This window comes from Cloacibacterium normanense (assembly GCF_002943105.1).
GTDB lineage: Bacteria > Bacteroidota > Bacteroidia > Flavobacteriales > Weeksellaceae > Cloacibacterium.
Genome location: NZ_PTPZ01000001.1, coordinates 260,136 through 272,628 on the forward strand (window position 1 = coordinate 260,136; position 12,493 = coordinate 272,628).

At 32.4% G+C, this 12,493-nt stretch carries 8 protein-coding genes; 7 read left to right on the forward strand and 1 reads right to left on the reverse strand.

Features of this window, described 5'->3' with window-relative positions; genetic code table 11:
* Positions 1-8: 8 nt before the first annotated feature.
* Positions 9-749 (reverse strand): hypothetical protein, encoded by a 741-nt coding sequence (locus C3729_RS01160; RefSeq protein ID WP_104792458.1) that lies wholly within the window; start codon positions 747-749, stop codon positions 9-11.
* A gap of 113 nt (positions 750-862) precedes the next feature.
* Between C3729_RS01160 and C3729_RS01165 the strand changes: the two genes are divergently transcribed.
* From C3729_RS01165 to C3729_RS01195, 7 genes are all read left to right on the forward strand, one after another.
* A complete protein-coding gene (locus C3729_RS01165) occupies positions 863-6,868 on the forward strand; it encodes an alpha-2-macroglobulin family protein (RefSeq protein ID WP_104792459.1) in 6,006 nt (2,001 codons plus the stop codon).
* A 112-nt stretch (positions 6,869-6,980) separates the two neighbouring features.
* Positions 6,981-8,387, forward strand: a complete 1,407-nt coding sequence (locus C3729_RS01170) for a TolC family protein (RefSeq protein WP_104792460.1) — start codon at positions 6,981-6,983, stop codon at positions 8,385-8,387.
* Positions 8,388-8,423: 36 nt separating this feature from the next.
* The gene (locus tag C3729_RS01175; protein WP_104792461.1) at positions 8,424-9,383 is read left to right on the forward strand and encodes an HlyD family secretion protein; all 960 of its coding nucleotides are present in this window, start codon (positions 8,424-8,426) and stop codon (positions 9,381-9,383) included.
* A 149-nt stretch (positions 9,384-9,532) separates the two neighbouring features.
* Positions 9,533-10,729, forward strand: a complete 1,197-nt coding sequence (locus C3729_RS01180) for an ABC transporter permease (protein ID WP_104792462.1) — start codon at positions 9,533-9,535, stop codon at positions 10,727-10,729.
* A 91-nt stretch (positions 10,730-10,820) separates the two neighbouring features.
* Positions 10,821-11,381 (forward strand): Crp/Fnr family transcriptional regulator, encoded by a 561-nt coding sequence (locus C3729_RS01185; protein WP_165785696.1) that lies wholly within the window; start codon positions 10,821-10,823, stop codon positions 11,379-11,381.
* A gap of 107 nt (positions 11,382-11,488) precedes the next feature.
* Positions 11,489-11,944, forward strand: coding sequence for a DUF1569 domain-containing protein (locus C3729_RS01190; protein WP_104792464.1), 456 nt, complete (start codon positions 11,489-11,491; stop codon positions 11,942-11,944).
* 98 nt (positions 11,945-12,042) lie between these two features.
* On the forward strand, positions 12,043-12,465 hold the full coding sequence (locus tag C3729_RS01195) for an SRPBCC domain-containing protein (protein WP_104792784.1): 423 nt from the start codon (positions 12,043-12,045) through the stop codon (positions 12,463-12,465).
* Positions 12,466-12,493: the final 28 nt, after the last annotated feature.

Sequence of the window (12,493 nt, forward strand, 5' to 3'; positions counted from 1 at the left end):
TAGCAAAATTACTTCAATAAAACGAGAATTAAAAACGGCATTAGGCTTAAACTTTCCATTAAAAAAGAATAATACCAATCTTCACGTTTTTGATGAGAAAAATAAATTAAGATAAAGGCAAAGGTAAAGGTTAAGAACAGCGAAATTGCAAATTCAAATTTCATAAAATATATCGCCAGAACTGAACTCAAACATAAAAAAATATAACTCAAATATTTGGTGTTTTGAATGCCGATTTTCATAGGTAAAGTCGTAAAATCATCTCTTTTTAAATCTCTAATTTCGAATGGGAAAGTAATGGCAGAAGTATAGAAGAAAATAATAAAAAACCACGCCCAATTCATCTCTTTCAGAGGAAACCAGACTAAACTCAGCGCCCAAATAAATCCCACATAAAAAGTTTTGACCAAAGAAAATTGTCGAAGATTAATGTTTAGAAAATCTGCATTGTAAATAAAACCAAGAATTAAAACAATCAGCCATTTCAAGTAAAAATTCAAGTCAAAATATTTCAAAAGAATTGAACTGATAAGAACAAATCCTAAAATATTCCAAATTTTAGCAAATTTTCTTTTGTGATAAACGGTGAAAAAATATCCATTCCAAAACGTAAGGAAAAGTATGAATGCTAAAGTGTTTTGGTAAGATTCTTGCTCTTGCAAGATGAAAACGCCTAAAAGCGTTGCGCACAGAGAAACATAAATCTGCGATTTTAGTAGAATATTTTTTAGTAAATTTATAACGTTCATTAAGCAAATATAAAAACACTTTGTCATTCTGAATGAAGCAAAGCGAAATGAAGAATCTATTTTTTGATTTTTCGTGACATTTTATTCTAATGCAATAAAAATCTTTTTTGATTATGAAAAAACTAACCCAAATCTTCATTTTACTATTCCTTATTTGGAATATTACTCCTATGAAAGCTCAAAAATACTATGACCAACAATGGAAGAAAATTTCTGAAAATTATAAGAAAGGAACTTATAAATCTAATCTTCCGCTCATTTTAGACATTCAGAAACGTGCGATTTCGGAAGACAATGCTATTCAATTGATTAAATCTTTGAAAGCGGAATTAAGCGTGATAGACCTTACCGAAGATGATACTCAAAATGATACCGCTTCTCAATTTTTCAAAAAATTACAATCTTTTGACCAAAAATTAAAAGGCGAACAAAAATTGGTTTTTCAAGTATTGTTGGGAGACTTTTTTCAAGATTATTACGATGAAAATCAATGGAAAATTAACCAAAGAACGAATGTAAATACTGGCGAAAAGCAAGATTTTTCTCAAATCGAAACATGGAGCAAATTAGATTTTAAAAATTATTTTGCACAACATTTTTCTGAAATTTCAAAACAAGATGCAGCTTTACAAAAAATAACGATTTCAAAATATGTAGAGATTTTTGATGGAGTAGAAGATATTTCTTATTTCCCTAGTTTTTTTGATTATAAATCAATGCAATATGTTGATTATCTTCAAAATAATCATTATTTTACTAAAAATGAACTGAAAGAAAATCAGCATAAAATTTTAGGAATTTATGATGCGTTGATTGCTAAAAATTCAGGAAACGCACAATTGTACTTCAAACATCAAAAACTGAATGACGATTGTGCTTTTACCAACTGTAAAAACAAACAAGAACAATTAATTTCTCTTTATAATTCAGCAACAGAAGGCGATTATAAGGTTTTAATTGCTCAAGAAATCATTTCCAGTCTTCAAGGAGAACAAAAATTTGATGAAGCGCTTTCTTGGATTGAAAAAGTGAAAAAAGCCTATCCAAAATCTAAATTTTTAGAAAACATCAAAAATCAAGAAAATCAAATCAAACAGCCTTTTGTCAATATAAAATTTGAAACGTCCACTTTGCCGAATCAACCGATTCATTTGGTTGCAGAATACAAAAATACTTCACAGTTTTCGCTCAATATTTATGAAGTGAAATCTGATTATCAAGGCTTTTTGAAGTATATTTATAATTCTTGGAATAAAGATTATTTTTCTCAACTCAAGAAAACTTTGGTAAAAAAAGAAACTTTTCCTTTGAAAAATTTCAAAGATTACACTTCTCATAAAACTTCGCTGGAAATTGCGGCACTTCCTTCGGGAATTTACGTGGGAGAATATTTGGTAGATGGCAATGTTCAAGATCATTTTTACTTTATTGCCACCATTTCTAGAATTATTTTTAAGAATAAATCAGACCAACAAATTTTCGAAAATGAGTTGCAATTGGTGTTCAGAAATAATGGGAAAATTTTGCCAAAAGAAAGCTTAGAGTTTTATGAATATGTTGCTCAACAAAATATAGAAAAATCTGCGGGAGTTACAGATGCTAAAGCTGGTTTCAAAATTCCAGAAAATGATAAAAAACGCTATTATCGCTATGTTTTGGTGCGACAACCTTCTACCAATGATGTGAATCTTTTGCAAGTTTACGGGAATCAGTATGATACCTCTTTTAATACTAGAAATGAAGTAGAACAAGCGCAAATTTTCTTAGACAGATCGATTTACAGACCAGGACAAAATGTTTATTTTAAAGTAATTGGAACCGCTTTCAGTAGTGAAACCAACAAAGAAAAAGTAACACCAAAAGTGAAATTAAATATCACTTTGAAAGATACAAATGGCGAAGAAATTTCTACTCAAACATTGACGACCAATGAATTTGGTTCTGTGAACGGAAGTTTTACGCTTCCACAAGGAAAACTGAACGGACAATTTTCTATAGAAGTAGATAATGACGACGATAATGTGTCGGATTACGTAATTGATGGATATAAAAGTTTCAGAGTGGAGGAATACAAACGTCCGAAATTTGAAGTGAGTTTTGAACCGGTAAAACAAGAATACCAGTACGGGCAAACCATTGAGTTGCAAGGAAAAGCGATGATGTTTTCGGGAGTTCCGCTCAGTAATGCTACCGTAAATTATGAAATCAAAAAACAGAATATTCGTTGGAGATATTTCTGGTGGTATCCTCGTGGAAATGACAATGAAAACTCAATTCTTGGCGAAGTAAAAACCAATGAAAAAGGTGAATTCATTATAAAAATAGACCTTAAAAAAGATGAAACTTTAGAAGGAATTCAGATTGATAATTATCAAATCAATGCTTCGGTTACAGATATTAACGGAGAAACACAATCTGACCAAACCAATCTAAAAGTGGCTTCGGTTTCGCATTATATTTCACTCTCAGAAGCAAACACTTCGACTCCGCTCAGTGTGACAGATTATTTTACGGATGAAAATATAAAATTTAAAGTTGAAACCAAAAATTACAACGACCAGATTTTAAAGAAAAGTTACACCGCAAAATTATCAAAATTATCACCTCAAGAAAGAGTTTTTAGAACCAATTTTGAGAGTGAAATTCAGAATGCGCCTTTCTTTAGCAAAGAAGTCTTTGTACAGAAATTCCCTCATGATTATTTTGAAAAATCGGAGAAAGAAAATAGAGTAGAAAAAGTAATTTTTGAAAAAACTCCAGATTCTAAAATTATTAGAATGACAAGTGATAATTTTGAACTAATTAATCAGCAAGGAACTGCAACTGACTTTGAAATAGGGAAACTTCCGACTGGAAAATACAAACTCGAACTCTTTAATATCGAAGGAAAAGATACCATCAAAACGGAGAAAATTTTTGAAGTTTTTGATAAAGCTAAACTTTCTGAAAATCAAAAACCGTTCTTAAAAGTAATTCCTGTAAAATCTGAATACAACAGAACTGAAAAGGCTAAATTCTATATTTATTCAGCCATTCCAAATGCTTTATTGAATGTGTATGTGCAAAACGGTGATGGAAAAACGCAGTTTGAGCAATTACCGATTAAAAACGGAATTTTAGTTTATGAAGTTCCACTTCCGAAAGATATTAGCATTGAAAATCTGAATGTTCAGTTTCAAATGATTGCTTTCAATGATGTGCAAACTGTTTCGCAAGATGTGAAAATTTCTTCGGATAAAAAGCCTTTGAAAATAGAATTGGTAACGTTTAGAGATAAATTACAACCGAATTCCAAAGAAAAATGGAGTGTGAAAATTTCTGGCAGTTCGACTTCGCTCACCGACCAGATTACTGCCGAAGTTCTAGCGAATATGTATGATAAATCTTTAGACCAATTTGCGGTAAATACTTATTCTTGGCAAAGTCTTTACAGCAAACCTTACTGGATTTCTCAATACGGCATCAATGAAAGTTTAGACCAAAAATATTACAGCAAAAGACTAAAATATTTTGATAATTTCGGTGTGAATAGACCGGATTTTGATTGGTTTGATGGTTCAATAATAACCGATAAATTGCAAGGAAGAACTCCTGGACTTCAGGTTTCTTCAGCGGTTCCTGGTGCAAATAAAGAAATAAAAATTAGAGGAATGGCTTCAATGAAGGCAGAAGCTGTAACAGATTCTGCACAATCTAAGGAAATTGACCAAGTTGTTGTGGTAGGGTATGGTAAAAAAGTTGTTAAAAATGATTTTGAAAATATAAAAGTTCGTCAGAATCTGAACGAAACCGCATTTTTCTATCCAAATTTAATGACGGATAAAAACGGAAATGTATCGTTTGAATTTACATCTCCAGAAGCGCTTACACAATGGAAATTGATGTTTCTAGCACATACCAAAAATGCACAAGCCGCAACTTTAGAAAAAACGGTGGTTACACAAAAAGAATTTTCAGTAACACCGAATTATCCTAGATTTTTGAGAAAAGGTGATGAATTGGTTTTCAAATCTAAATTGAGCAATTTAACGACTCAACAACTCAACGGTTTTGCGAAATTGCAAATATTAGACGCTTTCACCAATGAAGATATTACTGAAAAATTTGGAATTAACCAGTTAAATGCAGCAGCGGGTTACAATGTAGAACAATCATTTACACTCAATGCTAATGGAAGCACAAGCGTTCAATGGAATATAAAAGTTCCGAATGGAGTTTCTTCAATAATTATCAAAAATGTAGCAAAAGCAGGCGAATTTTCTGATGGCGAACAAAAAGCAATAGCAGTTTTGCCAAATAGAATGTTGGTGACTGATGCAGTTCCGGTTTTTGTGAAAGAAGGTCAAACCAAGACCTTTGTTTTAGAAAATCTGAAAAATAATTCGTCTAAAACAGCAACTAATGTTTCCAATACTTTAGAATTGACGACCAATCCAATTTGGGAAGTGATTTTTGCGTTGCCAAGTCTTAAGAATGATAACAGTCTTTCTGCGGATGTGGTTTTCAATAAATGGTTTGCTGATGTTTTGGCGTCTGAAATTTTCAAAGCCAATCCGAAACTGAAAACTGTTTTTGATGAATATCAATCTAAAGGTTTATTGAATTCAAATCTCGAGAAAAACCAAGAATTGAAACAGTTGTTGTTGGAAGAAACACCTTGGGTTTTAGATGCTAAAAACGAAACCGAACAAATGGCGAAACTTTCTCGTTTATTTGATGTCAATATGATGCGCAATTCCATCAATGAGGATTGGAGTGAGCTAAAAAAATTGCAAAATCCTGATGGCGGTTTTTCGTGGTACGCTGGTTACCCAAGTTCCTACTACAATTCGCTGTATATTTTGAAAAATTTAGGCAGAATTAATGAATGGTTGAAAGGAAATCTGGCAGATTATCAGTCTTCTGAGCAAAAAGAAATGGTTTCTCAATTGGTGAAATATGTGGACAATGAAGTGAGCAGATATTTCGATGTAAAAGCGGTTGCTGAGCGTAGTCGAAGCAATGTTTGGAGCAATTATGTGTTAGATTATTTGGATACTCGTCATTATTGGGAAAAAGAATATCCATTGAAAGGTGATGGCAAGAAAATGAAAGATTTAGTCATTTCAAAAGCGAAAACAGCTAAAATAACCGACTTCACTTTCTTTGGTTTACATAGAGCAGCGTTGCTTTTCGATGCTTACAATTTAAAAGATATTTCTAAAAAATTGATGACTTATCTGAAAGAAACTTCTGTACAAAGCGAAACGCAAGGTGTTTATTGGAAACAAAATCTCAACGATTGGGGTTGGTATTCCTCAAAAACCGTAAATCACGCTGGTGCTTTGGAAGCTTTCAATAAATTGACTACCGACCAAAATTTTGTAGAAGAAATGAAAATTTGGCTGATTACCCAGAAAGAAGTTTCTAATTGGGATACTTCTAGAAGTACAGCAGAAGTGATTTATACCATTTTAAATTCAGGAAAATCTTGGACGTCCGCTGAATCTGATAAAACCACCATAATTTGGGGAGGAAAAGATTTGGTAAATCCTGATTCAAAAGCAACGGGTTATGTGAAATCAGCGGTAAATTCAGATAAAATAGATAAAAATTTAGCAAGCGTAACCATTACAAAACCAGGAGCTGGAATTGTTCAAGGTGGTTTATTCTGGCAATATTATGAGGATTTAGATAAAATCAAATCTTCGGAAAGTTATATTTCTATTACCAAAGAATTGTACAAAAAAGTGAAAACCGTAAATGGTGAAGAATTGCAGAAAATTACAGAAAATGCTCCTCTTAAAATCGGGGATAAAGTAACGGTAAGAATGATTCTGAACACCGATAGAAATATGGAATTTATTCATCTGAAAGATATGAGAGCGGCAGGTTTTGAACCAGTTGACGTACTTTCTGGCTATCAATGGAAAAATAATTTGGGCTATTATCAAGTCACCAAAGATGCTTCTACCAATTTCTACATCGAGTATATGCCGAAAGGAAAATACGTTTTCGAGTATGATTATATTTGTAATGCAGCGGGAACGTTCAGCAACGGAATTACAACGATGCAGAATTATTATGCGCCACAAATGAACGCTCATACACAAGGAACGAAAGTTTCTATTTCAGAATAATTGAAAATGAAATCGCCCACAAATTTTTTGTGGGCGATTTTATTTTTTGACAAATGTCAAAGGAATATTTTTTCAATCGTCGCAACTTTGCATCTGTAAACAAACATTAAAAATGAAAAACTATAAAACATTAATTTTTACTGCAATGATGGGCTTTCCTTTGTCCTTCTCTGCGCAAACTGCTCCTTCATTCAAGGAATTGGTAGACGCAGCGATGACCAAAGATGCTGCCATAGAACAACAAAACTTAGAGTCTAAAGCAAATGGATTAGACCAACAAAAATTAAAAGACATTTTTCTTCCCACCGTTGAAATTTCTGGAAAAGGAGGTTATCTAAATGCAACAGCGAGATTTATTTCTCCCGAAATTGCCATTCCTGCGATTAAACCTATTTTTCCGGGTGCGGTTTTTCCAGAAGGAACTTTTGATAATAATTTTACTTTGTCTGGTTTTGATGCAGCCGCAAAAGTTGAAGCAAAAGCGCTTCTTTATTCTGGCGGAAAAGTAAAATATCTGAAACAGGCTTTGACCGAGAAAAATAATGCCACTCAAGCTTTACAAGTCAAAAATCAAGACGAAGTCATTACTCAAATTTCTAAAGCTTATGATCAATTTGCACTTGTAATAGAATCTAAAAAAGTTTTAGATGAAAGCAAAAAACGTCTCGATGCCAATAAAAAAACAGCAGAAAAAGCTTTAGGTTATGGCTTAATCACTCCTTATGATTACAAAAAAATAGAATTGGCACAAGCTACTTTGGATTCTAAAATGGTAGAATACGAAGGCAAAAAAGAGTTGCTGATTACGCAATTACATCTTTTAACAGGAATTGACAAAGAGAGAATTGCTCTCATCCATCCTGATTTGGAAAAAATAGATTATTTGCTTACCAATGAAACCATCGAAAATAGAGCAGAATTAAAAGCTTTGGATTTTGGGATTAAAGCCATTGATGCCAAAATAAAAGCAGAAAAAACCTGGTGGATTCCGAAAGTTCAAGCCATGACTTCACTTTCATACATGGGATTTTATAATACCAATCTTTCTTCATCTAAAGAATTAATGCCGGGAACTGGTGCAAAGTTAGATTATGACTTGACCAATCTTAATTTATTGCCGATTTTTCAAGCAGGAATTGGTTTTAAATGGGATGTTTTTGATGGAAATGAAGGAAAACATGAAGTAGAAAAAGCAAAAATTGAAAGAGAGATTTTAGAAAGTAAAAAATCTGATGCCGAAAGAAAATTACAACTCAATTTAGCCAATAATCAAACCAATTATAACATTGCAAATGCGCAAGTAGAATTAAAAGCGAAGGCGAAACAAATTGCTAAAAATGCAATGACACAAGCCGAAAAAGAATTCAGATATGGTTTGATTAAGTCTACTCAATTGATAGAGGCAGAAAACGATTTAGAAAACGCAGAATTAGAATATCAAACTGCTGTTTTCAATCAAAGAAGAGCAGCGGTAGAACTCATGAAATCTACTCAAAATTTAAACTTAGAAAAACTATAAAACGATAAACATTAATTAATTAAATATTTTAATCCAATGAAAAACTATATTGTAAAATCTTTATTTTTAGTAACCTTACTTTCTCTAGGAGCTTGTAAAAACGAAACTCCACAACAATTAACCGAAGGAAAAACTAAAAAAGAAGTTGTTTCTTTCGCGCCAAAAGTTACCGGTAGGATTTTAAAAATTTATGTAGAAGAAGGACAAACCGTAAAAGCAGGAGATACCCTCGCAATGTTAGACGTTCCCGAAGTTTCAGCGAAAATTGCTCAAGCAAAAGGAGCAACTGCAGCAGCAACTGCACAAGCACAAATGGCAAAAAACGGCGCAACTGCAGACCAACTTCGTCAGTTAAAAGCCAAACAAAAAGGTTTAGCAGAACAATATGAATATGCTCAAAAATCTTTTAAAAGAGCGCAAAATATGTACAAAGACAGTTTGCTTTCTCCACAAAATTACGATGAGGCTTTCGCAAAATTACAAGGCGCAAAAGCGCAATATGATGCAGTGAATGCAGAATTACACGATGTAGAAATTGGTACAAGATTAGAAAAAATAGAAATGGCAATAGGTCAAGAAAATCAAGCGAGAGGCGTTCTTCAGGAAGCCAATGTTGCCTATTCTGAAAGATATATTATCGCAACCAATGATATGGAAATTGAAACCATTTCTCTAAATGTTGGCGAATTGGCAACTGCTGGTTATGCTCTGTTTAATGGCTATATTCCGAATTCGACTTATTTCCGTTTTACCATTCCAGAAAGTAAAATTTCTAAATATCAAAAAGGAATGACCGTGAATATGAAATCTACTTACGGAAATCAAGAGTTTTCAGGGAAAATAGTTTCTATCAAGCAATTGACAAAATACGCAGATATTACCACTGCTTTCCCAGATTATCAACCAGAAGATGCGGTTTACGAAATTAAAGTAATACCTACAGATAGAGCAAAAGTGAATAATCTATTGGTGAATTCTAGCGTAACTTTAAAATAATCTTAACTAAAAACCGCAAAAGCTCCAAAAGAAATGTTTGAAAATAAGCAATTCAAAAGTAAAAAAAGTCTTTTTTTTTCTTTTGGAAAACTTTAAAACGGAAAAGCTTTTGTCTCTTTTGAGGTTAAAAAAATTAAAATTTAGAAAAAATGAAACAGTTAAGATACCTTTTAAAAAGAGAGTTTCATTTGTTCTTCACGAACAAAACCATGCTTTCTGTATTTTTTATGGCTCCCATATTCTACGCGCTTTTGTTAGGTTTTACCTATGAAAAGGGAAAAGTGACAGATATTCCTGTGATTGTAATTAATCATGACCAAACTCCTTTGTCTAATCAAATTGTAGACATGTTAGATGATAATCAAACGCTGAAAGTACTGAATTATGTAGAAGAACCAGCGATTTTGAAAGATGAGGTCATCAAAACAGAAGCAGGAGCAGTAGTGATTATTCCTGAGCGTTTCGAAGCCAATATGTTGCAAAAGAAATATCCAGAAATTAACGTGTATCTCAATACTTCGAATGTGTTGACCGCTAATTTTGCTTCAAAAGCGATTCAATTAACCTTAGGAACTTTTTCAGCAGGTGCAGAAATGAAAGCTTTGCAGAAAAAAGGAATGAATGCAGACCAAGCAAAAGCCAATATAGAACCTTATAAAGCCAATTATATTACGCTTTTTAACACCACGAGTAATTACTTAATTTTTATGTGGCCAGCAATGATGGCGGTGGTTTTACAGCAAGTTATTCTTTTGGCGATGGCAGTTACGTTTTCCGAGGAATTTAAAAGAGATTCTTTTATAAAAGATTTTGCAGGGAAACATAAATATGCGATTTTGGTAATGGCGATTAAATGTTTACCCGTTTGGATTTTTTCCAATTTAAATATTTTATTCTTTTACTTGTGTAGCTTGTATTTTAAAATTCCAGCTCCAGAAAACGCTATGAATTTCTTTTTGATAACAGCAATTTTTGTAGTAGCAGCAACCAATTTAGGCGTTTTGGTAAGTATTATGGTTCCAGATGCGCTCAAAGCGACTCAGATTTTAATGGTAATTGCTTCTCCTGCGTTTATCATCAGTGGATTTACTTGGCCAAATTATGCGATGCCAGATTTCATTACTTATTTCACTAAAATTATTCCTTTAACACCATATTTAGAAGCTTTGAAAATTATGGTTGTAGAAAAAGGTTCAGATTTTTTAACCAAAAAATATTTCTGGCACTTATTTATTTTAGGTTGGGTTTATTTCCTTTTAGGTTGGATAGCTTTGAAAATCAAAATCAAAATGTTGTTCAAAGAATATCATCTCTCTGAAGATTATGACGACCAGAGGTTCGTTTAATCCATATAGTTTTTTTATTAATGTTTATTCGAAGGCGTTTCAGTTTACTGAAACGCCTTTTTTGTGTAATTTTGCCAGAAATTTGGTTTTCATGAAATTAATTCAAGAACTTAATAAGCACATTAAGGTAGATGCAGAAATAGAGCGTTTTTTAAATGAAGAATGTGAAACGAAAGTCTTTGAAAAAGGTGAAATATTGAGCAAGCAGAATCAATACAATCATACTGTTTTCTTTGTAGATGAAGGTTTGCTAAGAATGTTTTATTACGAAAATGGAAAAGATATCACCACCAATTTTTATTCTGAAGGCAAGATTACCGCTAATATTGATACCCTCTTTAAGAACCAACCTACTCGAAATAACATAGAAACTTTAGAAAAATCTGTAATTACCACTTGTAATTTCAATAAATTAGAGGAATTATGTTCGGTTTCGCTTACTGCGGCAAATTTCAGCAGATATATTCTAGGAAACTTAATGATAGAGATGTCTCACAGAATTTTTTCTTTGCAATACATGACAGCAAAAGAAAAATATATTCAACTTTTAGAAGAAAATCCTAATATCATTCTCAGAGCTCCATTAGGAATGATTGCTACTTATTTGGGGATTTCTCAGGAGACTTTAAGCCGTATCAGAAGTGATATTTAAGGTCCAAAACGGTTTTTATTTTCTAAATTTTATCATATTTTTAAGATTCTTTTGGTAGGCGTTTTAGAAATTTCAATTAACTTTGAGATTCTTTAAAAATAAAATCCATGCAAAACGTTTTTGATGCACAAGATGCGCAAGAGTACATCAATAGAATCAATAATTTAACACCAGAAACCCCAAGAAAATGGGGGAAAATGAGTGTAGACCAAGTTTTAGCACATTTAAATGTAGCCTATGACTTGACTTTCGCGCCAGAAAAATTTCCAAAGCCTAGTTTTATTGCTAAATTTTTACTTTCGAAATTTGTAAAACCGAAAATTACCAACGAAATTCCTTATAAACCTAGTTTGCCAACAAGTCCGGTTTTTATCATTGCAGATGAGAGAAATTTTGAAGAAGAAAAAGCCAAATTAATTGGCAATATTCAGCGTGTGCAACAATTGGGTAGAGAAGCTTTCGAAGGAAAAGAAAACATCAATTTTGGGAAAATGACGGCTCAAGGTTGGAATAATATGTTTGCGAAACATCTCAATCATCATTTAGATCAATTTGGAGTTTAAATTCTGAGAGAAGGCTGATAAATTTCAGCAACATTAATCAAGATATTTTTTGTAAATTCGAGTATAAATAATTGTTCAATCTTAAAAATGATAACGCTATGCACGATAATGTTAAAATCAGCGTAAAAGTAAACGCACCAATAGAAAAAGTTTGGGATGCGATTACGAATAGAGAACAGATGAAAGAATGGTATTTTAATATACCAGACTTCGAATTAAAAGAGCATACCGCTTTTAATTTCTTTGAAGGAGAAGATAAAAAATTACACCATCACTGCGAAATCGTAGAGATTATTCCTCAGAAAAAATTAAAACATTCTTGGACATATCCTGATTATACCCATGATAAAACGTTAGTGAAATGGGAACTTCAACCAGAAAGCAACGGAACGCTGGTTACTCTTACACACAAAGGTTTAGAAAACTTTGATCATCTAGGCGCTGATTTTAAGAAAGAAAATTTCCAAAACGGTTGGGACGAAATCCTAAACAAAGCTTTGAAAAATTTTGTTGAAAACTAAAAATTCTTAAAATTTATTAAATATTAGG